Origin of the sequence: Collinsella sp. 1033st1_E11_1033SCRN_220408 (assembly GCF_039062465.1) — a bacterium.
GTDB lineage: Bacteria > Actinomycetota > Coriobacteriia > Coriobacteriales > Atopobiaceae > Parolsenella.
In genome coordinates, this window is the sequence record NZ_JBCLNF010000003.1 from 64,206 (window position 1) to 89,251 (window position 25,046).

Annotated in this window: 21 protein-coding genes and 1 tRNA gene; 5 read left to right on the forward strand and 17 right to left on the reverse strand. The window is 64.3% G+C overall.

From position 1 onward, the window contains the following. Positions 1–155: 155 nt before the first annotated feature. Positions 156–1,274, forward strand: a complete 1,119-nt coding sequence (locus ABCN07_RS03920) for a helix-turn-helix domain-containing protein (RefSeq protein WP_343005459.1) — start codon at positions 156–158, stop codon at positions 1,272–1,274. 109 nt (positions 1,275–1,383) lie between these two features. On the opposite strand, the gene ABCN07_RS03925 is transcribed toward ABCN07_RS03920, so the two are convergent. From ABCN07_RS03925 to ABCN07_RS03950, 6 genes are all read right to left on the reverse strand, one after another. Next, positions 1,384–2,265 carry a dihydrodipicolinate synthase family protein gene (locus tag ABCN07_RS03925; protein ID WP_317285943.1) on the reverse strand — a complete coding sequence of 294 codons (882 nt, stop codon included), beginning with the start codon at positions 2,263–2,265 and terminating at the stop codon, positions 1,384–1,386. A 132-nt stretch (positions 2,266–2,397) separates the two neighbouring features. Beyond that, positions 2,398–2,853, reverse strand: coding sequence for an RbsD/FucU domain-containing protein (locus ABCN07_RS03930; protein WP_343005461.1), 456 nt, complete (start codon positions 2,851–2,853; stop codon positions 2,398–2,400). 75 nt (positions 2,854–2,928) lie between these two features. Then, positions 2,929–3,726, reverse strand: a complete 798-nt coding sequence (locus ABCN07_RS03935) for an amidohydrolase family protein (RefSeq protein ID WP_330027755.1) — start codon at positions 3,724–3,726, stop codon at positions 2,929–2,931. A 5-nt stretch (positions 3,727–3,731) separates the two neighbouring features. Continuing rightward, positions 3,732–4,988, reverse strand: a complete 1,257-nt coding sequence (locus ABCN07_RS03940) for an MFS transporter (RefSeq protein ID WP_343005462.1) — start codon at positions 4,986–4,988, stop codon at positions 3,732–3,734. 27 nt (positions 4,989–5,015) lie between these two features. Continuing rightward, positions 5,016–5,807 carry an SDR family oxidoreductase gene (locus ABCN07_RS03945; RefSeq protein ID WP_120179202.1) on the reverse strand — a complete coding sequence of 264 codons (792 nt, stop codon included), beginning with the start codon at positions 5,805–5,807 and terminating at the stop codon, positions 5,016–5,018. Positions 5,808–6,022: 215 nt separating this feature from the next. Then, positions 6,023–7,537, reverse strand: coding sequence for an altronate dehydratase family protein (locus tag ABCN07_RS03950; protein ID WP_343005464.1), 1,515 nt, complete (start codon positions 7,535–7,537; stop codon positions 6,023–6,025). 381 nt (positions 7,538–7,918) lie between these two features. On the opposite strand from ABCN07_RS03950, the gene ABCN07_RS03955 reads away from it, so the two are divergent. Further along, positions 7,919–8,680: an IclR family transcriptional regulator gene (locus tag ABCN07_RS03955; RefSeq protein WP_343005465.1), complete on the forward strand. Its 762-nt coding sequence runs from the start codon at positions 7,919–7,921 to the stop codon at positions 8,678–8,680. Between the two features lie 139 nt (positions 8,681–8,819). Here ABCN07_RS03955 and ABCN07_RS03960 read toward each other — a convergent pair whose 3' ends face one another. From ABCN07_RS03960 to hisS, 7 genes are all read right to left on the reverse strand, one after another. Beyond that, positions 8,820–9,410 (reverse strand): 5-formyltetrahydrofolate cyclo-ligase, encoded by a 591-nt coding sequence (locus ABCN07_RS03960; protein WP_343005467.1) that lies wholly within the window; start codon positions 9,408–9,410, stop codon positions 8,820–8,822. An 8-nt stretch (positions 9,411–9,418) separates the two neighbouring features. Then, complete coding sequence (locus tag ABCN07_RS03965; RefSeq protein ID WP_293815672.1) at positions 9,419–12,121, reverse strand: valine--tRNA ligase; 2,703 nt, start codon at positions 12,119–12,121, stop codon at positions 9,419–9,421. A 200-nt stretch (positions 12,122–12,321) separates the two neighbouring features. Further along, positions 12,322–12,648: an HIRAN domain-containing protein gene (locus ABCN07_RS03970; protein WP_293815632.1), complete on the reverse strand. Its 327-nt coding sequence runs from the start codon at positions 12,646–12,648 to the stop codon at positions 12,322–12,324. Between the two features lie 118 nt (positions 12,649–12,766). Continuing rightward, positions 12,767–13,717, reverse strand: a complete 951-nt coding sequence (locus tag ABCN07_RS03975) for an alpha/beta fold hydrolase (RefSeq protein WP_343005469.1) — start codon at positions 13,715–13,717, stop codon at positions 12,767–12,769. A 414-nt stretch (positions 13,718–14,131) separates the two neighbouring features. Continuing rightward, on the reverse strand, positions 14,132–15,754 hold the full coding sequence (locus ABCN07_RS03980) for a 4Fe-4S dicluster domain-containing protein (protein ID WP_343005470.1): 1,623 nt from the start codon (positions 15,752–15,754) through the stop codon (positions 14,132–14,134). Positions 15,755–16,009: 255 nt separating this feature from the next. Then, entirely contained in the window at positions 16,010–16,765 is a 756-nt protein-coding gene (locus ABCN07_RS03985) for an RluA family pseudouridine synthase (RefSeq protein ID WP_343005471.1), read from the reverse strand. A 3-nt stretch (positions 16,766–16,768) separates the two neighbouring features. Next, a complete protein-coding gene (gene hisS, locus ABCN07_RS03990) occupies positions 16,769–18,085 on the reverse strand; it encodes a histidine--tRNA ligase (RefSeq protein WP_343005472.1) in 1,317 nt (438 codons plus the stop codon). A gap of 327 nt (positions 18,086–18,412) precedes the next feature. Between hisS and ABCN07_RS03995 the strand changes: the two genes are divergently transcribed. Beyond that, complete coding sequence (locus tag ABCN07_RS03995; RefSeq protein WP_343005473.1) at positions 18,413–19,483, forward strand: beta-eliminating lyase-related protein; 1,071 nt, start codon at positions 18,413–18,415, stop codon at positions 19,481–19,483. Positions 19,484–19,642: 159 nt separating this feature from the next. Here the strand turns inward: ABCN07_RS03995 and ABCN07_RS04000 are convergent, their stop codons facing one another. After that, positions 19,643–20,707 (reverse strand): DMT family transporter, encoded by a 1,065-nt coding sequence (locus ABCN07_RS04000; RefSeq protein WP_343005474.1) that lies wholly within the window; start codon positions 20,705–20,707, stop codon positions 19,643–19,645. A gap of 42 nt (positions 20,708–20,749) precedes the next feature. Then, a complete protein-coding gene (locus tag ABCN07_RS04005; RefSeq protein WP_293834854.1) occupies positions 20,750–21,415 on the reverse strand; it encodes an HAD family phosphatase in 666 nt (221 codons plus the stop codon). A 206-nt stretch (positions 21,416–21,621) separates the two neighbouring features. Here ABCN07_RS04005 and ABCN07_RS04010 point away from each other — a divergent pair. Next, positions 21,622–21,697, forward strand: a tRNA-Thr gene (locus ABCN07_RS04010). Between the two features lie 201 nt (positions 21,698–21,898). On the opposite strand, the gene ABCN07_RS04015 is transcribed toward ABCN07_RS04010, so the two are convergent. After that, positions 21,899–22,291, reverse strand: coding sequence for a desulfoferrodoxin family protein (locus tag ABCN07_RS04015; RefSeq protein ID WP_343005475.1), 393 nt, complete (start codon positions 22,289–22,291; stop codon positions 21,899–21,901). 514 nt (positions 22,292–22,805) lie between these two features. Here ABCN07_RS04015 and ABCN07_RS04020 point away from each other — a divergent pair. Continuing rightward, complete coding sequence (locus tag ABCN07_RS04020) at positions 22,806–23,945, forward strand: Gfo/Idh/MocA family oxidoreductase (protein WP_343005476.1); 1,140 nt, start codon at positions 22,806–22,808, stop codon at positions 23,943–23,945. A gap of 234 nt (positions 23,946–24,179) precedes the next feature. Here ABCN07_RS04020 and ABCN07_RS04025 read toward each other — a convergent pair whose 3' ends face one another. Next, complete coding sequence (locus tag ABCN07_RS04025) at positions 24,180–25,043, reverse strand: ABC transporter ATP-binding protein (protein WP_343005477.1); 864 nt, start codon at positions 25,041–25,043, stop codon at positions 24,180–24,182. Positions 25,044–25,046: the final 3 nt, after the last annotated feature.

Here is a 25,046-nt window from a genome sequence, read left to right on the forward strand (position 1 = left end):
GCGAGTGTGGCCGTCATTGTGTGGGATTGGCAAAACAGACCCGTTTATCTCAACGGATAGAATTCTATGAACCTCACGCCCAAACATCCTCACCAGAGCGCAGCAATAACGTTACGATGATGGAACACTTTGTACCATTCAACGATGGAGACCCCATGAGGCTGAACCTCCAGATCCTCCGAGACGAGCTCGCGCCGCTCGAATTCTCGAGCCACCTTGCCCCCGGCGCGGCGACGCGCACGTGCACCTACGCCCTCCCCCTCGTGCCCGGAGAGTCCCTCGAGGAGGGGCCCGTCTACGTCGCGGAGGCGAGCGAGCTGCCCGCACGCCCCAACGCGAGTGGCATCGCGTCCGTCATCTGCGTGGGCCAGCCGACGGCCTCCTGGCGCCACGGAGACCTCGATATCCTCTGGACCGAGGAGGGCGCGATCGACGTGAGGGCGCTGCTCGCCCGCGTGACCAGGTCCTTCGCGCGTCACGAGGAGTGGGAGCGCTCAATGCGCGGGCAGATCGAGGAAGCCGGACAGCCTCGGGAGCTCGAGCTCGTGCTCGAGGGCCTTCTCGCCCACCAGCTGCTTGACGAGCGCCGAATCGAGGCGGGGGCGGGGCTTCTCGGCTGGAACGTGTTCGACCGCTACCTGTGCGTCTCGATCGCCTCCGTGCAACGCGGCCAGAGCCAGGAGCGCCTGGAGTCCACAGCGCGCTCGCTCTCTGGGAGGATCGGCGAGCTCGCCTGCGTCATGCACGGCGAGCACCTCGTCATCGTCTGCAACCTCACGCGCGCCGGCACGGACGAGGACGGCATGCTGCATCGCCTTGCCGGCGTGTTCATCCCGGGGCTCCTCGCCGTGGGCGCGAGCGAGGCGTACGGAGACCTCAAGAACACGTTCTACTACTACAACCAGGCGCTGGCGGCGGCGCGCCTGGGCATCAGGAGGCAGCCGGAAAGCGCGTGCTGGCGCTACGCGGACTTCCTGCTCGCGGACATGCTGAGACGCGTGCGCGTGCGCCAGATACCCGCGGCGCTGACCCCGCCGGGGCTCCTGCATCTCATGGAGCACGACCGCGCAAACGGCACGGAGCTCACACGACTCCTGCGCGGCTACCTCGACCGCGACCGCAACGTGACGCGCACCGCGCGCGACCTCTTTCTCACGAGAAGCACCTGCATCAGGCACCTGGAGCAGATCGGCGAGATCAGCAGCCTCGACCTGGACGACCCTGACGTCCGCCTCGCCTGCGGCATCGCCCTGCGCCTCCACGAGCGGGAGTAGCGCAACAAGGCGGCAGCGGGGCCATGTGTCGGGACACGGCAAACTGCCAAGAAAAAGCCCGGACGCCAGAAGGCATCCGGGCTCGCAAGCCACAACGTATGTGCGCTCGCTACTCCGCGAGCAGCTCCGCGATGGCGGCCTCATCGGCCTCGGTGGCCTGGACGGCGGGATCGAAGATCTTCGTGGAGATGGGCAGGCCCTTGACCTTCACGGCAGCCTTGATGGCGGAGACGAACAGGTCGCAGACGTCATAGACGGCCATGAGCTTGGAGATGCGCTCGGCGCACGAAACGGCCGTGGCATAGTCGCCGGCCTGGTAGGCGGCGTGCATCTTGGCGAACGTCTCGGGCTCCACGTTCGTGAGGCCGCACAGCACGCCGTTGCCGCCGCTCACGCGGTTGACCAGGTAGTACTCGTCAAAGCCGGAGAACACGGTGAACTCGGGGTTCACGGCACGCGCGGCGCGAATGACCTTGCGCGTGTGGCTGATCGTGTCCACGGTGTCCTTGATGCCGCAGATGTTGGCGTGCTTGGCAGCGAGGGAGGCAACAAGCTCGGGCGTGAGGTCGGTGCCGGTACGCGCCGGGAAGTTGTAGAGAATGACCGGGAGCTTCGTGGCCTCGGCGATGCCGCCGAAGTAGTGCTCAGCGGTAGGCGCGCTCGGGCCAAAGTAGTACGGGGACACCGCGAGCACCGCGTCGGCGCCAGCCTTCTCGGCATAGCGGGTGAGCTCCAGGACGTTGGCGTAGTTCGTGTCGCCAACACCAATGAAGACCTTCATGCGATCGCCCACGCGCTTCACGGCAAAGTCGCAAGCGGCCTTCTTGTCCTCGAGCGAGACGCTGTAGAACTCGCCAATGCTGCCAAAGAGCAGAACGCCGTTGAGACCGGCGTCGGCAAGGTGGTCGAGATGCTTGCCCCACAGATCGAAATCGATGTTGCCCTCATCATCAGTAATGGTGATGGACGGACAGAAAATGCCCTCGAACATGTCACTACCCTTCCTTTTCTAGGGACGGAGACTATCTCCGCTCTCCCCTATCCTTATATCCAAGACAGCCACGTGGGACCGAACGCACAAGGCGCCGGTCCCACGGACATTTACCAACTTTGACCAGGTAAGCTAGTCAATTTTCTCGTTCTCGTAAACGACGCCCTTCTGCAGGATGACGTTAGCATACTGGGCACGCTCGCTCGTGGCAATCACGACGTAGGCCTTCTTGGCCTCGTCGTAGAACGGGAAGCGATCGATGGTGCCGATGACATCGGCGCCGCGGTCGTCGACCTCGGAGACGAGTTCCTTGTACGTATCCCAAATCGGGGTCTCGCAGTCATCGCCCGGCACGACGTCCATGAGCGTAACGGGCTTCTCGACGTACTGGTCAAGCGGGACGAGCTTGAGAATGGCCTTGAGCACCTCAGGCACGCCGTGTCCGTCACAGCGAACGAGCTTGCAGTCCTTGGCGATAGAGGCCGCCGGGAAGTTGCCGTCGGCGATCACGAGCGTGTCACCATGTCCCATCTCGCACAGAATCGAGAGAAGCTCTGGCGGCAGGACCGGAGAAATACCCTTAAGCATGATGTGCTCCCTCTTTAAAAACGGATGGATGGAAAGGCCCGCGCGCCTGACAGACGCGCGGGTCAAAAGATGGCGCTAGAACTTGAGACCGTACGCGCGCACGGCGTTGTTCATGAAGAAGTCCTCGTCGTCGCCAAACGCGTCGCGCAGCGTCTGGAAGTGCTCGTCAAAGGAGCTATAGAGCTTCACGACGGGCCAGTTGGACGCATACAGGAGCTTCTTGGGATCGAACGTGTCGCGCGTGAACTTGAGCAGCTCGGAGACGAACTGCTTGTCGGCCGTGGGGAAGCCAGAGACCTTCACGTAGAGGTTCGGCAGGGTCGCGAACTTCTTCATGACCGCGCACCACTCCGGCGTGAGCGCCTCGACGTTGCCGAGGTGGTTCAGGATGACGGTCTCCTCGGGCGCCTGGGCGAATGCCTCGTAGGCATCCTCGAGCTCGTTCACGCGGTTGCAGGACTCAAAGGGCAGGCCCTTGGCAGCCAGCGTGTGAAGGCCCTCGACGAAGCTGGGCTCGAGGCAACGGCCCTTGGGCTCGGAGTCGATGTGAAGCGGCTCGCGGATGCCGGCGGCAAAGGCCGGGACGCGCATCCACGGGGAGACGTCGCTGCGAAGCATGCAGGCGAGCATCTTGGGGTGGGCCGCCTTGAGGTCGTAGGCAATCTTGTCCTCGGCCTCGTGGTCGGCGCAGTCAACCTCGACATACACGCCGCCGACGAACTCGACGCCGGCCTGGCGGGCGTACTCGGCCTCGAGGTCCTCCACCTTGTAGGTGTGCGTGATGGTGCCATCGGTGCCGTCGAGCCAGGGAAGGCTCTGCGTATCGAGGTTCCACACGTGGAAGTGAGAATCGACAACCTTGAGATCAGACATGGTAGTTACTCCTCCCCAAAACCGATCTTGGAGCCGGCGAAGCCGTACCAGGCGCAGAAGGCCAGGCAGGGAACGGCGACGAGCATGGCGACGGACAGGCCGCAGGCATCGCCGATGGCGCTCACGACGACCGGGATGATGGCGCCGCCCACGATCGACATCGTGATGATGGACGAGCCGGTCTTGGTCTCGTCGCCGCTCATGCCGCGCAGCGACAGCGAGAAGATCGTCGGGTAGCCGATGGACATGAACAGGTAGGCCACGACAAAGGCAGCGACGGACACGACGCCAAGGTTCAGGAACACGAGGAAGAAGCAGATGGCAGCACCCGTCATGTAGATGCCGAGCAGCTTGCCCGGGTCCTTCTTGGCCAGAAGCGGCGTAGAGCCGAAGCGGCCGATGGTGAACAGCAGCGACAGGGCGCTCACGAGGCCCGTTGCGAGGCTCATCTCAAGGCCGGCGACCTTCGTCGCGTACGTGGCGAACAGGGAGAAGCCAACCGTCTGGATGCCCACGTAGAAGAACTCGGCGACGACGCCAAGCTTGAAGTAGGGCTTCTTGAGGGCATCGCCCTTGGCGGCCTTCTCGGAGCCGGCCTCCTCGACGTCGTTCGGCGGCGTGGGGAGCTTCACGAAGACGAACACGGCGAGCATGATGGCGAGCACGATGGCGATCACGATGTAGATGCCACGGGTGCTGCCCAGGAAGGCCGTCTTGGCCTCGGCGAAGCCGGGCTGGCCGGCGGCGACCGTCGTGCTCAGGATCTGGGCCATGATGAGCGGGCCCACGATGGAACCGACGCCGTTGAACGACTGGGCGAGGTTGAGTCGCATGGACTCGTGCTTCTCGTCACCGAGCTTGGTGATGTAGGGGTTGCAGTTGGCCTCGAGCGTGGTGGCACCAGCGGCAACGACGAACGTGGAGACCAGGAACAGGGCGAACGAGGCGGCGTTCGTGGCGGGCACCGTGATGATGGAGCCGATCACGAACAGAGCGAGGCCGGCGATGACGCCACCCTTGTAGCCGAACTTCTTGGCAATGGCGCCGGCCGGGATGGCCATGACGAAGTAAGCGCCGTAGTAGGCTACCTGCATGAGCGACGTCTGGGTGGTCGTCAGCTCAAGGTAGTTGGCGATCGGGGCGTTCAGCGAGCTGACCAGGTTCATGGCCAGGCCCCAGACGAAGAACAGCGAGGTCACGAGAACGATGGCAATGGTTGCCGCAGCGCCCTTGGTGCTCGCCTTCTTGGCGGAATCAGACATGCGTTAAATCCTCTTTCCAGGCCAGAGCTAGTCGAGGGCGCGGTCGAGGTTGACGTAGCCGCCGTCGACGCTGCACCACTGGCCGGTGGTGTGGGAGGCGCGGTCGGAGAGCAGGAAGGCCGCGGTGTCGGCGATCTCCTCGCAGGTGGTCATACGGTGCTCCAGCGGGATGCGGTCCGTGATGAGGGACAGACGCTTCTGCTGGGCCTCCTCGTCACCGAAGGTCTTGATCCAGTTGGCGTACAGCGGCGTCCAGGCCTCGGCGACGACGATGGCGTTGACACGCACGGAGTCGTGGACGAGAGCGGCGGCCCACTCACGGGTGAGGCCGAGGATGGCGCCCTTGGCGGCGGCGTAGGCCGTCGTCTTGCCCTGGCCGGTGAGGGCGACCTTGGAGGCGATGTTCACGATGGAGCCCTTGGACTCCTTGAGGTACGGGCAGCAGCAGTGGACGAGCTCGAAGTAGTGCGTGAGGTTACCGTGCAGGGACTTCTCGAAGTCGTGCCAGTCGAGGGTCTCGAGCTCGAGGTTGTCGTTGCGGCCAGCGTTGTTCACCACGCCGTCGATGTGGCCGTACTTCTTGTAGACCTCCTCGACGATGGGCTTGATGGCGTCGGTGTCGTTGAGGTCGATGTAGTACATCTCGAACGTCTTGGTAATCTCGGAGATCTCGGCGCGGAACTCGTCCTCGACACCGTCCTTGCGGTTCAGGACCACGGGGATAGCGCCCTCGCGAGCGAGCTGCAGCGCGATGCCCTTACCGATGCCCTTGAAGCCGCCGGTGACGAAGATGACCTTGCCCTCGAGATGAAGATCCATGATGCGCTCCTTCTGGTTGTTCCGGGTATTCCTTCCCCGGTACTTGTCCTGACGCAGCTATTGGGGGGCTGCGTCGTATGTATCACGCGGTTTGACCCGCGGTGATGCCTAGTGTTTGCGACGGCGACGCCTTCGGCGGTAACTGGCGCCCCGGGATTGCTTGGTGTGATTCGCTCGCAAAGACAGCTAGAGCGAATCAACCAGGCGTGTCTTTGTTACATGTAGTTGCACAGGTGCGGGAGAGCCGTCTCGGTGTAGCCAAGTGCCTCGGCGCAGGTGGGCTCGCCATTGCAGACGGCGATGATCTGGTCGATGAGACGGTCGCGAAGCTCTTCCATGGACTCGGGCCCATAGATCGTGGCCTGCGCGTCGAAGTCGATGTTGTCGGCCATGGTCTGAGCCGTGCGGCCATTGGCCGTGATGCGGAGCACGGGCGCGATGGCATTGCCCGTGGGCGTGCCGAGGCCCGTCGAGAAGATCACGAGCTGGCAGCCGCCGGCGATGATGCCGCCCACGCTGGACGGATCGTTGCCCGGCGTGTCCATGATGACGAGGCCCTCGTGGCTCTTGAGCTTAGCCGCATAGGGATAGACGGCGTTGATGGGGCTGTGACCCGCCTTGTGGATGCAGCCGAGGGACTTCTCCTCGAGCGTCGTCAGGCCGCCGGCCATATTGCCGGGGCTGGGGTTGCCCTCGCGCATCTCGGCGCCGAACATCTGCACGTACTTCTCGTAGTCGCGCACGATCTTGAGGATCTGCTCGCCCACCTCGGGCGTGGAGGCGCGGCGCGCGAGAATGTGCTCGCCACCAAACAGCTCGGGTGTCTCGCACAGGACGGTCGTGGCACCCTGCGAGACCATCCAGTCAGACACCTCGCCGATGAGCGGGTTGGAGCCCAGGCCGCTCGAGGTGTCGGAGCCACCGCAGTTGGTGCCAAAGATGAGCTCGGAGACCGGCACGTCCTCTCGCTCGCACAGGCTTGCGTCACGGACGAGCTCGCGGGCGATGCGCGTGCCCTCCTCGACGGCCTTGATGGAACCGCCGACCTTCTGGATGATCAGCGAGCGGATGGGCTTGTCGCAGCGCTTGCGGATGGCATCGATGACGAGGTCGTTCTGGCAGCCCTCGCAACCGAGCGAGACGGCAAGCACGGCATAGACGTTGGGGTTTGCCGCAAGGCCAGCGAGCGTGTCGACCGTAAGCTGCTGGTCGACGTTCACCTGGCTGCAGCCGTTCTGGTTGTGGAACGTCACGCAGCCGGTGACGGCGCGGGCGATGCGCTCCGTGGTGTCAGAGGCGCAGATGCTCGTGGGAAGGACGAGCACGTGGTTGCGAATGCCAACCTGACCGTCCGCTCGACGGTAGCCGCGGAAGGTGCGGGTGGACTTGGGCGCGGTCACAGGGGAAATGGCGTCGGAGGCAGCGGAGGCCACGTCGTTGGCATCCGTGTCCTTGAGGTCATCGGAGCTGGAGCAGTTGTGCGTGTGCACATGCTCGCCCGCAGCGATGTCAGCAGTGGCGACACCGATGTACTCGCCATACTTCATGACCTTCTCACCACGCTTGATATCCGTGCGCGCGATCTTGTGGAACAGCGGAATGTGCTCGCGAGTCACGACATGGCCCTCGCCTCCGCCAGGCAGCGGATAGGCGACGTCAGTGCCAGCCTCGAGCTCGTGAATGGCGACGACGACGTTGTCCTTCTCGTCGATGATGACGCCGTTTCTCATGAACGATCCTCCCTCTTTCTGGGACGGTTCATTGCCCACAAAGACCAAGCGCAGCGCCTGGCGTCCGTTGGTGTTGCCTGAATCCGTGTTGTTCGGATATGCGAACCTCGTTCCCAAATTGCAATTGCAGGGTAATTCTATCGCTTGGCGCGTGAAAGGGTGGCGCTCCGGGCATCCGTGGGCGGTAGTTATTTCTCTGCGAACGGCGTTCGTATTTGCGAACTATCAGAATCAGTGCTAAGAATGACTAGAAACCTGAAATACCGAGGCTGCGTGCATGGCCTCAGGACCAGGCTTTTGCCCCAATGACTAGAAACCTGAAGAGCCGAGGCTGCGCGCATGGCCTCCGGACCCGACTTTTGCCCCAAGGGAGCTCAAATAATGACAACGGTTGAGGATAAGACCCAGCATCGCTCGACAAAGCGCGTTCTCGACATCTTCGAGGCGCTTGCGAACGCTTCCGAGGGACTCACGATGGCGGAGATCTGCCGCGAGGTGAACGCGCCCAAGGGGAGCCTCTCCCCCATCCTGCACACGATGGCAGATACCAGCTACGTCGCTTATGACGATACGACGAAGCGCTACTCCATCGGCCTCAAGACGTATCTGCTCGGCAAGTCGTTCGATCGCGAGAGCACCTCGATAAACCTGTTCATGGCAGCGATGCGAGACGTAACAAACGCATGCGGGGAGACCTGTCAGCTCGGCGTTCTCGACCGTGGTCGCGTGCTCTACATCGCCAAGGTGGACTCGCCCCAGCCCGTGCGTCTCACCTCGAGCATCGGCAAGACGCTGCCCATCCACTACACGGCGATTGGCAAGGCACTCGTAAGCGAAATGGACGAGGAGAAAGTGCGCGCGATGCTCCAAGAGCCGCTCGAGCGACCCACCGATGCCACGGTGCGAACTGCCGATGAGTTCATTGCCCAGCTTGCCGAGGTAAGGAACGAGGGCTTCGCCTATGACCGGGAAGAGGCGACGGAGGCCATCCAGTGCATCGGTATAGGTATTCGCAGCCATGGCACGATTCAGTACGGCTTGTCAGTTACAACGCCCTCCTATCGCCTCACTGAAGACAAGCAAGCGCTCATCAAGGAGGCACTCTCGCGCGCCAAGCGCCATATGGAGCGCGTGCTGGCATAAGGGTGGCTCAGTCCCAAGCCAACGACCGGTCCTCGATTCGCGGAGCGCGTGCTGGCGCGAGGATGGCCCGGCCCGAGCCAACGCCCGGTCCTCAATTCGCGGAGCGGGTCACAAGTATTCGCGGAGCGGGTCACAAACGCTAGCGAAGTAGACGCGTCTCGGTGACGACAATGTCGACGGCACGGTCATGCGTCTCGAGGGCACCCATATCAGCAAGGGACGGCATCAGCGCCGCATCCCGACAAAGCCCGATGGAGACGCCCCTGAATCGCTCGAGGAACGTGTCATAGAAGCCACCGCCATAACCCAGGCGATAGCCCATCTCGTCAAAGGCGAGACCCGGAACGAGGGCGACCGAGCGCTCACCGAGGCACGCAGGGTCAACGCGCCGCTCCCCGCGCGCCAGTGGCTCTTCGATGCCCATCGCGCTCACTTCGAGCTCGTCACCCACCTCGACGCGATACCACGCGAGAGAGCGAGGACCCGTCACGCGTGGCGCCGCCACCATCTTGCCGGCCTCCCAGGCAAGACGCACGAGTTCGCGCGTATCGACCTCATCCCTCACGGAGAGGTACGCGAGAACCGCCGGAGCCTCGCGCCATTCCTCGGTCGTCGCCACGGCGACCGCGATCCGCGCGTCGACCTCGGCGCGAACGGAAGGACCCAGCCCCCGGCGAAGTGCCAGGAGCTGGGTCCTCAACTGTTTCTTATCGAGTGGCACGGTAGCCACGGATCGTCTTAGGCGAGGTCCGCGAGCTGGGCCTTGATGCGCTCGACCGTAGCGGTAAGATCGGCGGCACGCTCGCGCTTGGCAGCGACGACCTCGGCCGTCGCCTTGGCGAGGAAGCCTTCGTTGGAGAGGGTGCGCTCGACGCCGGCGAGCTCCTTCTCGGCCTTGGCGAGGTCCTTCTCGAGCTTCTTGCCCTCGGCGGCGAAATCAACGAGGTCGCCCATGACGACGAAGGCCTCGAAGTCGCTCTCGACGAGCGTGACGGAGGCGGCGGGCTTCTCGGCGTCCTCGGCAACGGTGAGCTCGCTCACGCGGCCGACGCTCTTGACGAAGTCGGTCTGGCTGGCGAGCTTGGAGACGGCATCGGCACCAGTACGGACGACGACCGCAAGCTCGGTCTTGGGAGAGAGCTTGTAGCGGGCGCGGGCGGAGCGAACGCCGGCGACCAGGCGGCGGGCGATGTCAAACGTGGACTCTGCCTCGTCATCGACGAAGGCGGCAAGGGCCTCGGGCTCGGGCCAAGCGGCCATCATAAGGAAGCGGCCGGCATGCGCGGCGTAGTTGCCCTCGCCGTCAGCGTCGAGCTCGCTGGCGGGCATGGTGTCCCACACGCTCTCGGTCACGAACGGCATAACCGGGTGCAGCATGCGCAGCGATGCGTCGAGGACGTAGACAAGGTTGCGCTGGACCTGCAGGCGCTCCTCGCCCTCGCCGTCGAGCAGACGGCCCTTGCAAAGCTCGATGTACCAGTCGCAGACCTCGCCCCAGAAGAAGCTCTGGAGCTCGCGGGCGTAGTCACCGAGCTCATAGGACTCGAGGCGGTTGGTCGACTCAGACACCATCTTGGCAAGGCGGCTGAGCATCCAGGCGTCCTCGGGCGTGGCGGCCTTGGCGGGGCCGGGCGTGTAGCCGTCCATGTTCATGAGGACGAAGCGGCTCGCGTTCCAGATCTTCGTGACGAAGCTCTTGGCCTGCTCGGTGCGCGGGCTATCGATGAGCTCCTTCGTCTTCTTGTCGATGTTGGCGTCGAACTTGACGTCCTGGTTGTTGGTGATGAGCGTCAGGAGGTTGAAGCGCATGGCGTCAGCACCATACTTGGCGATGAGGTCCATCGGGTTCACGCCGTTGCCCTTGGACTTGGACATGCGGCTGCCGTCCTTGGCGAGGATCGTGGCGTAGATGACCACGTCCTTGAACGGAATCTCCTTGGTGAAGTAGAGCGAGCTCATGATCATGCGGGCGACCCACAGCGCGATGATGTCACGGGCGGTGACGAGCGCCGTCGTGGGGTGGTGGCCCTCCATCTGCTCCGGGTGATCCGGCCAGCCCTGCGTGGCGAAGGTCCACAGCTGCGAGGAGAACCAGGTGTCGAGAACGTTCTCGTCCTGATGGACGTGCTTGCCGTGGCAGTGCGGGCACTCGTGGACGTCATCCATGCAGGCGTCCTCCCAGCCGCAGTCCTCGCAGTAGAAGACGGGGATGCGGTGGCCCCACCAAAGCTGACGGGAGATGCACCAGTCCTTCAGGTTCTCCATCCAGGTGGTGTAGGTGTCAGTCCAGCGGGCGGGGTGGAACTTGACCTCGCCGGACTTCACGACGTCAAGCGCCGGACCCTTGAGCTTGTCAACGGCGACGAACCACTGCTCGGACAGCCACGGCTCGAGGGCCGCGTCGCAGCGATAGCAGTGCATGACGGAGTGCTCGAGCTCGTCAACGTGGTCGAGCAGGCCGTGCTCCTCGAACCAGGCGATGACGGCTTCGCGGCACTCGTCGCGGTTCATGCCCGTGAACTCGCCGTAGCCGTCGACGACGACGGCGTGCTCGTCGAAGATGTTGATCTGCGGGAGGTCGTGCGCCTGGCCCATGGCGTAGTCATTGGGATCATGCGCCGGAGTGACCTTCACGAAGCCGGAGCCGAAGTCCTTGTCGACGTGGTAGTCCGAGAAGATGGGGATCTCGCGGTTCACGATGGGCAGCATGACGGTCTTGCCCACGAAGGCGGCCTTCTCCGGATCGGACGGGCTGACGGCCACGCCCGTGTCGCCGAGCATGGTCTCCGGGCGCGTGGTGGCGACCACGATGTACTCCTGGCCGTTCACCGGCTCGGTGAGCGGGTAGCGGAGGTGCCACAGGTGGCCCTTCTCGTTCTTGTACTCGGCCTCGTCATCGGAGATGGCGGTGGTGCAGGAGGGGCACCAGTTGACGATGCGCTTGCCGCGGTAGATCAGGCCATCGTGGTACCAGTCGCAGAAGACCTTGCGGACGGCCTTGGCATAATCCGGATCCATCGTGAAGCGCTCGTCAGAGAAGTCGACCGAGCAGCCCATACGACGGATCTGCTTGATAATCGTTCCGCCGTACTCGCGACGCCAATCCCAGCAGGCATCGAGGAACTTCTCGCGGCCGATCTCGAGACGGGAGATGCCCTCCGCCTTGAGCTTCTTGTCCACCTTGGTCTGGGTGGCGATGCCCGCGTGGTCCGTGCCGACAATCCAGCGGGTGGAACGGCCGCGCATGCGGTTGTAGCGGATGATGGTGTCCTGAATCGAGTCATCCATGGCATGGCCCATGTGGAGCACACCGGTGACGTTGGGCGGCGGGATGACGACAGTGCAGTCGCCTACACCCTTGCTGCGCTGATAGCAGCCAGCGTTGATCCACTGGTCAATGAGCGCAGGCTCGGTGGTTGCCGGGTCATATGTCTTGGGCATCTCGGCCGCCTGGGCCGAGGGGGTGTTCTCTGCCACGAATAGCCATCCTCTCGCACGTGTACAACTAGCTGTCCAGGATAACACGTGCATGGGAGACGAGGACGCCATTGCGGAAAAGGTGACAAAGGGACAGCCCCTTTGTCACCTTTGTCACCTCAGCGCCTCGGAGTTGACAAAGGGACTGTCCCTTTGTCAACTCTCTAGCGTGCGTCGACCATGAACAGGCCCACGAACACCTGGTCCCAGGTCTTGGCCTCGGGATCGACCTGCTGAACGCGGCACTCGATCACGCCAGTGTGACCAAAGTGGAGAAGCTGAGCGAGAAGCTCGTTCTTATCCGCAGGCACGAAGCCAAGCTTGACGCCCTGGAACAGGATGGCGACAGCGTTGGGGTCATAGGGATTGTCAGGCTCAGGGACGAGCGTGAGCTGCATGCCAGGCTTGAGCTCTGACAGGACGAGGGCGCCATCCCAGTGCTGAAAACCGGCGATGTTGAACGACGTGATGTGACGTGACGGCTCGTACATGGTTGCCTCCTCATGCGGGGCGGCTCTTTTACCTCCCCTCGTTAAGACAACCTTACGAGGCGATGTGGACATTAAAGTGAGACCAGCACAATAAGGCGAGACACGCACAACGCCCCAGCTAGAGGCCCTGGCGAGAGAGGAAGTCCACGACATCGGACATGACCTTCTCCTTGATGGGTTCATTCAGAATCTCGTGACGGACCCCGGGATAGATCGTGAGTTCGACAAGGCGAACGCCAGCATTCCTGTACTCGCTCACCGCCGCGCGCACGCCACGACCGCGATCGCCTACGGGGTCTTCGGCCCCGGCGATGAAATACAGCGGTAGCCCCGCCGGCACGCGACGGGCGAGTGCCTCGTCCGTCGCGTCGGCAACGAGACAGGAAAGCGTGTGATAGGCGCCCACGGTGAACGGCTGGCCGCAGAGAGGGTCCGCCTGGTATTCGTCCACGACCTCAGGGTCCGTGGCAATCCAGTCGACGTTCGTGCGCACGTCCTTGATAGCCTTGGCGTAGGCGCCGGCACCCATCGAATCGATGAGCTTGCTCACATGACGCTCCCCGCGAAGGGACGCGAGCACGCGCGTCAGCGTCTTGCCGGCGGCCGCCTGGGCATGCGGTTGTTGACCGGTGCCACAAATCACGGCAGCACTCAGGCCCTCGGCATGGCGCGTGAGGTAGACACGCGTGACGAAGCTGCCCATCGAATGGCCGAAGATGACATGCGGGACATCCGCCAGATAGCGCTCCCCCACCAGTTCGCGAAGCGCGTGTACGTCTTCCACTAGCACGTCCTCGCCACCCTCGAGCGGCATGTGGCCGAGGTCCGCCTCTGAGGAGACCGTCTTGCCATGGCCCACGTGATCGTTCGCGCAGACGACGAAGCCCTCGCCCACGAGGTGTTCCGCGAAGGGTGCGTAGCGCTCGACGTGCTCTGCCATGCCGTGGACGAGCTGCACCACGGCGCGCGGCGCGAAGTCCGGCTTGACGGCGGCGTCTGGCTCCCAGAGAAGCGCGCGGATGGTCGAGGTGCCATCGTGGCTTGGATACGTGAGCGTAGTAGTGAGCATGCTGCCTCCTGACGGGGTTGTCTTGAGTGCTTATACCCACGTGGCACGGAAGCGGGCCGGTGCCACCGCAACCACACGACGTCCGCCCCGGCGCCGCCACTCGGCTGGGTGTCGCGCGCCCGGTCGCCGGCCCGGCGTGGACGACGCCCGGCGCAGGTGGCGCCCGGCGTCATGCGTCAGCGCCTACCTCTTGTAAGGGTTCGGGCCCGATTTCGGCGCAGAAACGTTACAAGAGGTAGGTTTTGGCGAACGCCACGCCACCGCGCGGCCCGCACCCCGCGCCGCCGCGCCGCGCCACCGCGCCGCCACGCCTCGCCGCCGCACCTCCGCGCCCGGTGCGCGCAAACGAAAGCGGCGCCGCACGGGAAACGTCCCCGCGCGACGCCGCCGCCAGCGACGCTATGCCAGTCCTAGCTACTTCTTGGGAACCGAAGCCTCGGTGCTCTCGGCGACGAGCTCGTCACCGTGCTTGCCGTCCTCGGGACGCTCGAGCTCGGGGATCAGGTCGCAGTAGGCGTTCTCCGTGGCGTTCTTGCGCTCGCTCTTCTTGGCGTACATCTTCACCGCGCCCGCCGTCTTGGCAACCGCCTGAAGTGTGCCCGCGCCGGCAACGCAGCCACCCGGGCACGCCATGCCCTCGAGCAGGTAGCCGTTGTACTTGCCCTTCACGGCGGCCTTCATCATCTTGCGGCATTCGTCCAGGCCCTCTGCGTTCACGACGTTGACCTCGCGGTCAGGATGACGACGGTGAATCGCGTTGACTACGGCGTTCGCAACGCCGCCGGCCACGGCAAAGCCGCGGGCGTCAGCGCTGGCGACCTCGAAGTCGCCGCCCTCGCCAGCGAGGCTCGTGTAGTCGATGTCCTTGGCGCGCATCATGCCGGCTATCTCCTCGAAGGTCAACACGAAGTCGACCTCGCTCTTCACGCTCCTGCGCATGGCCTCGAGCTTCTTGGCAGAGCACGGGCCAACGAAGACGATCTTGGCGTTGGGGTGCTGCTTGCGAATGAGCCTCGCCGTGAGCGTCATCGGCGTGAGCGCCATCGAGACGCATCCCGCGTGCTCGGGGAACTCCTTCTTCGCCATGACGGACCACGCAGGGCAGCACGAGGTGCCCATGAACGGGATCTTCTCGGGAACCTCCTTGAGGAAGTCCTCCGCCTCCTCAACGGTGCAGAGGTCCGCGCCAAGCGCGACCTCCTCCATGCCGGCAAAGCCAAGATCCTTGAAGGCCTCGCGAAGCTTGTCGACGTTGCCCTTGCCACCAAACTGGCCCACGAACGCGGGCGCGACCTCGGCGATGACCTCCTCGCCGGCATTGATGGCCATGATCGTCTGGAAGATCTGGCTCTTGTCGGCGATGGCACCAAACGGGCAGTTCACGAGGCACTGGCCGCAGGAGACGCACTTCTCGTAGTTGATCTCGGCACGGCCGTGCTCGTCGGAGCCGATGGCGTGCATGCCGCAGGCATCGGCACAGGGGCGCACGTGGTGATGAATCGCCTGGTAGGGGCAGACACTCGCGCAACGACCGCACTTGATGCACTTCTCGTGGTCGATGAAGGCCTTCTTGTCCTTGAACGTGATGGCGCCCTTGGGGCAGATCTCGCGACAGGGGTGCGCGAGGCAGCCCTGGCAGGCGTTGGGCATGACGCGATAGACGTTGTCCTCGCAGGCGTTGCAAGCAAACTTGATGACGTTGACCAGCGGCGCCTCATAGTAGGTCTCGGGCACCGCGGCCTTCTTGAGGCCCTCCGTCACGCTCTCCGGACGATCGAGGTCCTGGAGCGGGAGACCCATGGCGAGGCGGATGCGCTCCTGGACGATGGCACGCTCGAGGAAGACGGACTCGCGGTACGTCGCCACATCGCCAGGGATGATCTCATAGGGCAGGTTGCGGAGGTTGCGCGCGATGGAGTCGAGCTCCTCCTCCGCGTTCTCGCCACCGGCGTCATAGGCGATCTTCGCCACCTCAGCGAAGACCCTACGACGAATCTCGGTCAGATTTGTATACACGCCACGCATGGTTCCAGACATAAGCGTCCTCTCCTTGAAGGTTGCCCCATCCCAATGGGACCACGAGGCGTGCGCCATCCCCATGGCAGGCGTCTCGCGCAAGCGATCTGGCATTCGCGGCGCACGGAACCCACGTCCGTGAATGTCCAATCATTCGTGACCATCTTAGCAGCTCAGGCACAGCAGCTCGAGCATTGCGTGAGAAATACGGAATGGCGTTCGTCATACGGAACGACGCGGCCACAACACCGCCATATTGCCAGGCAGCATTGCCTGCTACTCAACTCTCCGCGACGCGAAACCGAGATTCGAAAAACGCTCGGGCCACTCGCCGGCCAAAACCAGCCGTTCGCCCGTCACTGGGTGCACGAGCGTCTCGCGGGCGGCGTGCAGCATGAGCGGCACGCGACCGGTACGGTCCGCCGGTACGCCGTAGAGGGCATCTCCCACGATCGGGTAACCGCGGCTCGAGAGGTGAACGCGAATCTGGTGCTTGCGTCCCGTCCTGAGCGTGAGCTCGACGAGCGAGACACGCTTGCCGCGGGCGCCCGCAACCGCCAGGCGACGCACGAGCGTGAGGCTGGGTTTGCCGTGCGCATCCACGCGCATGCGGCGCGCGTCATGGCGGTCGCGCGCGAGGGGCGCGTCTATCTCGCGCAGGCCCTCCGGCAGCTCGCCGCGGACGATAGCGAGGTAGCTCTTCTCGATGCCGTCATGGCTCGCCACGAGCGCGTCGAGCTTGGGCTGCACGGCCTTGTCCAGGCTGAACAGCACGAGCCCCGTGGTGTCGCGGTCGAGGCGCTGCACGGCCTGGAGCCGCGCGGCGGCCTCGACCCTCCCCTCGCGCTCGAGGTGCGTGCGGACGAGGTCCGTGAGCGAGGCCGCGCCCGTGCCATCGCCATGCACGATGATGCCCGCGGGCTTATCCACCGCGAGAAGCCACTCGTCCTCGTAGACGACCGCGGGCGCGGCCAGGCCCTCGCCGGAGAGCCCGCTCGCGCCCGCGGAGGCGTTGTCATATGTGCGCGCCACGCCCTAGGCCAGGCGCTCGGCGACGGCGGAGGCGAGCTCCGCCATGGCGACGCTCGTCTGCTCGTGGGTCTTCATGTCGCGAATCGTGGCGGTGCCAGCGGCGACCTCGTCGGGGCCGATGACCACGCAGAGCTCGGCGTTGTGCTTGTCAGCCTGCTTGAACTGCGCCTTGAGGCTGCGGCCCTGGTAGTCCGCCTCGGTACGGATGCCCGCGCGGCGAAGCGCGAGCGTGGCCGAGAAGACCGCCGGGCGCATTTCGGCCTCGGTGCCGGCAACGTAGACGCAGGAAGGCTCCACGCCGCCAAGGTCGACACCCTCCGCCTCGAGGGCGAGCATGATGCGCTCGAAACCAACGGCAAAGCCGATGCCAGGCGTGGGCTTGCCGCCCTCGAGCTCCATGAGGCCGTCATAGCGCCCGCCGCCGCCAATGGCGCCAATTGCCGGATCGGGCATGTAGTCAACCTCGAAGACGGTGCGCGTGTAGTAGTCGAGGCCGCGGACGAGCGTCGGGTCCTCCTCGTAGGCAATACCCGCCTCATCGAGGTAGCGCTTCACCTGCTCGTAGTGGGCGGAGCACTCCTCGCAGAGGTTCTCGTGGGCGAGCGGGGCGCCCGCCATGACCTCGCGGCAGTGGGCGTTCTTGCAGTCGAAGGCGCGCAGCGGGTTGATCTCCGCACGCTCGCGGCACTCGTCGCACATCTCGTCAGCATGGTCGAGGATGAACTGGCGGACCTTCTCGCGATAGGCGGGACGGCACGCGGCGTCGCCCATCGAGTTGATGGCGAGGTGGAGGTGAGCGGGGTCGATGCCGAGGGCCTTGTAGAAGTCCATCAGCATGATGATGCACTCGGCGTCAGCCGCCGGATCGGGGGCGCCCAGCCACTCGACGCCCACCTGGTGGAACTGGCGGAGACGGCCCTTCTGCGGGCGCTCGCCGCGGAACATCGGCTCTGCGTACCACAGCTTCACGGGAGCGCCGCCCTGCGGGACGAAGTTGTTCTCGACGGCGGCGCGAACGACACCCGCCGTGCCCTCGGGACGCATGGCGAGGCGCTGCTTGGGCTTGAGGCCGCTCTCGTTGCCGGCCTGGAAGACGCGGTCGAGCAGGGCACCGGAGAAGACGCGGAACATCTCCTTGCGCACGACATCCGTCGACTCGCCGATGCCATGCACGAACGTGGAGACCTGCTCCATCGCCGGCGTCTCGATGGCGCCGAAGCCATAGGGCTCAAACGTCTCGCGGGCCGTCTTCTGCATGTGCTCCCAGGCACGCATGCGCGCACCGAACAGGTCCTCGGTGCCCTCTGCCTTGTTCGCCATCGTGGCATCCTCTCACTCGGGTTCAACCCGGCTAGTATACCGCGAGGGATGGACACACCTGACGACGCGAACCAGGTGTACCAAGCACGAGGGCAATCGCCCCCATTTGTTGGCATTCCCTCTCCGAAGCACCCGGTTAGGCCGCCCCAAAAGGCTCTGATTTAGTGTCCGCATCGCCTGCTTTACTGAAGTCACTAGAGCTCGCCAAGGCAAGATATCCAAGCAGACCGCACCGCGAGCCCGCGTCACGCTATCATGACCTCCAGCAAGCACTTAATTCGAGAAGCCGGCGAGGCAGTTCCCACACCGGCTTGACGAGGAGGACCCATGCACCTGTTCCGCAACGATTACTCAGAGGGCGCCGCGCCCCAGATTCTCGACGCCGTCTGCCACGTGAGCGCAGAGCAGAACGTGGGTTATTCGGAGGGCGACGCCCACTGCGACCACGCTCGCGAGCTCATCCGCGCCGCATGCGAGTGCCCGGACGCCATGGTCGAGTTCTGCATCGGAGGCACCAGCGCCAACGTCATCTGCCTCAACGGCATGCTCCGCGACTGGGAGGGCGTCATCTGCACGCCTGACGCGCACATCGTCGTGCATGAGACGGGCGCGCTTGGCGCCACCGGCCGCACCAGCCTCCCCACGACTGATCGCGACGGCTTCCTCAGCCCCGAGGCGGCGGAGCGCGTCTATCAGTTCCAGATGGGCACCGGCCGTCACATGACGCGCCCAGCTGCCATCTACATCACCGACGCGACGGAACTCGGCGGCGTCTGGGACCGCAAGCGCTTCGACGCCATCTGCGACTGGGCCCGCAGCCATGACCTGGGCATCTTCCTCGACGGCGCCCGTCTCGGCAGCGCCCTCACCGCCCCCGGCAACGACCTCACCCTCCCCTACATCGCCAGCCGCGTCGACGCCTTCTACATCGGCGGCACGAAGAATGGCATGCTCATGGGCGAGGCCGTCGTCATCTGCGGCCACGGCAAGCACGCAGAGCGCCTACGCGAGGCCTTCCCGTTCCTCCAGAAGGAGCGCGGCGGTCTTCTCGCCAAGGGCTTCCTGATGGGCGCCCAGTTCGAGGCTGCCTTCGCCAAGCAGGAGAATGGCTCGGAGAAGCTCTACTGGCAGCTCGCCCGCCACGCCAACGAGCAGGCGACCGCCCTTCGCGAGGGTCTCGTCTCCGCCGGCTATGAGCTCTACGGCAACTCCACCAGCAACCAGGTCTTCGTGACGGCCACGCCCGAGCAGACCGAGGCCCTCGAGGCCGCTGTGGGTTGCGAGACCTTCTACGTCCTGGAGGACGGCCGCCGCGTCATCCGCTTCGTCTGCTCCTGGGCGACGGAGACCGCAGACGTGGCCGAGGTCCTCGAGCTCGCAGGCAAGCTGAGCGCCTAGGGAACGCGCGCCCACCTCGCGCGAGAGCAGCTGCGCCTGCGCGTTGTTGCTCCGGCGACCTAGTGTCAATCCGTCATAGCACGCCAAAAGCGCCGCAGCCCAACAAGGACTGCGGCGCTTTTCGCTTTGTGTCACGGCAACGCGCGCTGGCTCCCCAAGCTACCTCCGGCTCGGCCAGCGCTCGATGAAGCGCTCCCCCACCTCGGAGAAGACAATGCCCGCGAAGATGAGCACGAAGCCCACCAGGAGCTTGTGCGTGAGGCTCTCATAACCAAACGCGACGGAGAACGCCACACCGCTCGGGCTCTCGAGCGACGAGAGGAGAGAGCCGCTCGCCGGGTCAACCTTCGTGAGGGCATAGTTGAGAAGCGCAAGCGTCCCGAACGAGCACACGACGGCAAGGAAGACCAGGGAAGCGACGTTGCCGAACGTGTAGAGCGCAGGAGCAGGCGCCTGCTCGACGAGGAGGAACCCCACGGCCACGATCAGCGTGATGGTGACGAACTGCCAGAAGGTGAGTGCCCAGACATCCTTGCCTCGGCCCTCGGACGAGACGACCACCATCTCGAGCGCGTAGAACACCGAGCCCACGAGGGTCAGGGCATCGCCCACGTTGAGCGGCAGGCCGTTGTCGAGCACGACGAAGCCAGCGCCCACGAGGCTCACGAACGCGGCTATCAGGCTCACGCGGCGCGGACGCCCATGCCCCAACGCCCAGGCGCAAAACGGCACAAGCACGCAATACACGCCGGTCAGGAAGGCGTTCTTGCCGGGCGTGGTAAAGACGATGCCATAGGTCTGGAAGATGTAGCCGGCACCATAGAGCACGCCGAGCAGCACACCCGTCTTTACCACGGAGAGGTTGAGGTTCGTGACGATCGCCTTGCGGAAAACGACGGCCATGATCGCACTCGAGATGCCAAAACGGACGAGAAGGAGCCAGAACACCGGGAAAAGCTCCGTGACGTCCTTCATCACGAAGAACGAGAAGCCCCAGGCGAGCGCACAGGCAACGATGAGGGCCTTGTTGAAGGCAGAGGACTCGAGCAGACCCCGCTGCGTCGAGGCGGAAACCTCGGAAACAGGGGCGTCGAGGCCCTCTATCTCGGATGCAATTGGGTTTGCCACGGATGTCTCATCCGCCGGGGACCTGTTCGCGTCCATTTCTGCCGAGGCCACCTCGGCCACGGCCATATCGACCGTGACCTCCTCGTCCGCACTCATCCTATCCTCAGCCCTTCCATTCGCGTCATCGCAGCGTATGGACTATACCAGGTCGAACTCAGCGTAGCTGGCGAGCACCTCGGCGGCGGCGCTCACGTCTTGCACGACGCTCGAACCCGTATAGCCAAGCACGTAGGCGCCAGAGGCCACGCCCGCGGCGACGCCCGTCGGGGAGTCCTCGACGACCACGGCATGCTCGGGCGTGGTACCGAGGATCTCCATGGCGGTAAGGTAGGGCTCGGGGTTGGGCTTCCTGTTCTGCACCATGTCGCCCGCGATGATGACGTCGAAGAGCGACACGAGGCCAAACCTGTTGAGCAGCGCAAGGACATGAGCGGCGACAGTGGTGGAGACGAGGCCGCACTTGACGCCCTTCTCGCGCAGGCTGACGAGAAGATCGCGGACGCCCTCGTTGAGCTCGAGAGTGGGATCGATATAGATGGTGCGCGGGAGAATGCCGTTATCGCGTGCCTCGGTGGTCTTGGCCTCGAAACGCTCCTTGTCCATCTCCTTGCCATACTTGGCGGCGATGGCGGGAATGCCAGCGACGCCATCACAGCCACAGAGCGTCAGCGCGTCCTCATACGTCGCTGGAATGTCGAGCATGTGAAAAACCTTGACGTTACGGCGAGCCGCGACGGGCTCGGAGTCCACCAGGACGCCGTCGCAATCGAACAGGACACAGTCTACCTTCTGCGGACGCTCCATCAATATCCTCCCTGCTAGTTGATTTGCGTCGTTGATTCTAGCAGAGGTAGCGGACAGCAGATCGAAGGCGGGAGATCCTGGGTGTCCGCGCACGACAGGCTGCCAAAAGTCTCATCAAGTTTTTCTCGCAAACTTCTTGCGCAAATCCGGGTGTTTCCGCTATAGTTCGTATTCGCTGCGCGCGATAGCGCGTACCGCATGGAGTCGCCAGCTTAGCTCAGTTGGTAGAGCACCGCTCTCGTAAAGCGGGGGTCACCAGTTCAAGTCTGGTAGCTGGCTCCAGCGTAATTTCAGGCCAGGGGCTTCGCTCCCCTGGCCTTTTTGTTTGTCTCGAGCTGTTCCCCGCCAGCACCCGCCTCAAGCAAGCCAGAAGCCGCAGCTATGACACCTAATCAGCGCGCCGAATCACGCTATTGCGCCGGAAGTTGTAGCCATTGCCCATCTCTGGATTCGCAGTCGAAGCCAAACGCTGGCACTCGCGGGTTACGCCGTGTATTCGGCCTTCCATAGCCCATGCAGGTTGCAAAACTCGTAGACCGTGGCACTCGCCTGGCCATGCAGGCAGAACGTCGCCTCTGGGGCCTCGCCCGGAGCCAGGTGCTTGAACTCGACCGTACCGTCCGGCCTCGCAATGGCAATGAACTGGATGTAGTGCTCGGGGAGCATCGGATGAGCGACCTCACCCACGCGAACGTGCAGGCGCTTCCCATCCTCCAGCTCGAGCGCGGGCACATGCTTCTCGTGTGCGCCATCGGTCTCACCAGCGCGGAGTTCCGTCATCGGTTCGCCGCAGCACATAGGCACGCATGCCCCGTCCACGGCGGACCACAGGACGGCACCGCACTTCTTGCAGCGGAAGAACTTGAGCTCGGCCATGATGCGTCCTTTCTCTCTGACGTGTTGGACGAGCGTGCGCCCTGCGATGGGCAGAAGCGAGCGTTCGCCCCGTATCGAGAGGGCGGACCTATCCCCCACGGCGCACCAGTAGGCAAAAGCCATGCACCAGGCGAGCAAGCCCGCCTCTCACCTAGCTTCTTCCCACGGATCGCCCATCCTTACACGCCAAGCGCAATTGCCACACATGCGTTTGGACGAGCGGGGCTTTCGACGCGCTTACGTCACCTAAACATGCCGTTTCGTTGTGCGTCACTCCCCGTGCAAGCCCCGGCGCAGTGTCCGCACCTCGCCATGCGCGCCGCGCGCCTCGCCGGCCCCGCTCACAAAAGCATTTGGCCGTTCACAAAAGGCTTCTGTTTGACTGCGGTCAATTACTTAGAATTGTCGTGCCGAGCGCAGCCCGGTCATCCCAGCACGCCCGGTGCGTGCCAGCTCGCACCGCCGCCCCCCCTGCCAACTCGACCCAGCGCCACCAACAAACGAGGAGAACCACATGCCAGAGCCCATCCGCCTTGCCACCATCGGAACGTCAATGATCAGCGACGACCTCCTCGACGCAGCGGCGCAAGTCGATAGCATCAAGTACGTGGGCACCTACTCGCGCAACCCCATCACGGCCCGCGAGTTCACCGAGCGTCACGGTGGCACTCGCCCGTTCACCACACTCGAGCAGCTCGCCAACTGCAAGGACGTCGATGCCGTCTACATCGCGAGCCCCAACGCGCTCCACTTTGACCAGGCCCTCGCCTGTATCCGCGGAGACAAGCACGTCCTCATCGAGAAGCCGGCCTGCTCCAACCGTTTCCAGACGCAGTCCCTTTATGCCGCGGCGGAGCTCCACCATGTCGTCGCGCTCGAGGCAATGCGCCCCATCCACGACCCCGCCTGGGCCAAGATCTTCGGCTCCCTCGAGGAGCTCGGCACCCTCCGCCGCGCGACCTTCCGCTTCGGCAAGTATTCCTCGCGCTATGACGACGTGAAGGCTGGTCGCCACACGAACATCTTCGACACCAAGATGGCATCCGGCGCCCTCATGGACATGGGCATCTACACGGTCGAGCCCATGGTCGCACTCTTCGGCATGCCGGACAGGGTCGTTGCGGCGCCCACACTCATCTCGGACTCCAAGTGCGAGACCACCAACGGCATCATCGACGGAGCCGGCTCCGTGCTCTGCACCTACGGCCCTCACTCCGGAACGCCTGGCCTCGTGGTCGAGCTCGCCTATTCAAAGATCTCGACAGACCTGCTTCCCTCGCAGATCGAGGGCGACCTCGGCACGATGACCATCGACTCGATGGCATCGCCGCAGCACGTGTCCATCATGACGCGTGGCAAGGCGGTTCGCGGCAGCGCCTCGACCGAATCGAACAGGCCCAATTCGACCACGCGCGAGCTCGACATCGAGTGTCGCACGAACAACATGGTCTACGAGCTCAGGGACTTCGTCTCCCTCATTCGCGGCGAGAAGCTCGACACGCTTTGGGGAAGGGGGATCACGGTTCGCGGCGCGCTCCAGAGCTATGACTGCGTGACCTTCAACTCGCTCAGCGTCTGCGACGAGATTCGCAACCAGGCGGACGTTCACTTCCCGGCGGACTTCCGCTTCTCGTCCGACTTCCGCGTGGAGTAGGCGGAGACCAAGGACGCATCGCGCGCGGGTCCGCTCGCCCACGCGGCCAAGCTCCGTTCGCACGAGAACCCGCGCGCTGACGGGCAAATCGAGAAACGCGAAAGGCGGCGCAGGATGGGAACCATTCCCACCTGCGCCGCCTTTTTGATGCCTTCGAGCCGCAGAAACGCCCCTGGAAGCGGGCATCGGCAGCCATCGAAAACCGCGGGTGCCGTCAGTGGCCATCCAAACACCCTACCCCAGCAGCTCCAGCACCCTTCGCTTCACGTCGAGCGAGGCAGGCGTGAGGAGCCACTCCCCTCGTGCGTCGCGCGAGACGTCGACGGGCACCTCGCCCACGAGGTTGCTCGGACGTCCCTCCTTGGGATTGCCGCGCATGACGAGGACCCGATCGGCCATCTCCACCGCCTCGTCCACGTCGTGCGTGATGAGAACGCAGGAAATGCCCAGGTCAGTCACCATGGAGAGGAACCACGAGCGCATATCCCGACGCGTGAGGGCGTCAAGTGCGCTGAACGGCTCGTCCATGAGGACGACGTCGTTGTCCATGAGGTAGGTGCGAAGCAGGGCCGCACGCTGGCGCATGCCACCGGACAGCTCGCCGGGATAGCTCGCCTGCGTGCCGTCAAGCCCGAAGCGCTCGAAGAGCGGCTCCGCCTTAGCGTGCGCCTCGCGACGCGGCATGCCGGAGAGGAGAAGCGGCAGGCAGACGTTATCGATGATGGTGCGCTGAGGCAGGAGGAGGTCCTTCTGCAGCATGTACGAGATGCGACCGGGCCTTCCCGTGACGTCCTCCCCATGGAGCAGGACCTCGCCAGAAACGGGCGTCGTGAGGCCGGCGAGACCATGGAACAGCGTCGACTTTCCGCAGCCAGAGCGGCCCACGAGGCACACCATCTCTCCCGGCGCGACCGAGAGCGAGACGCCCTCGACCGTCGGCGTGCCACCGGCCTCCCACGCGAGCGTGAGGTCGTGGACCTCAAGCGCGGGCGCGGATGGAGCGCCCGACGCCGCGAGCGAGGCGCCGTCGACGCCGATGCCCGCAGCGGCATCCACGCCGGCGGCGTCCACGCGCACCTCTCCCCTATCCTCAGACACGAC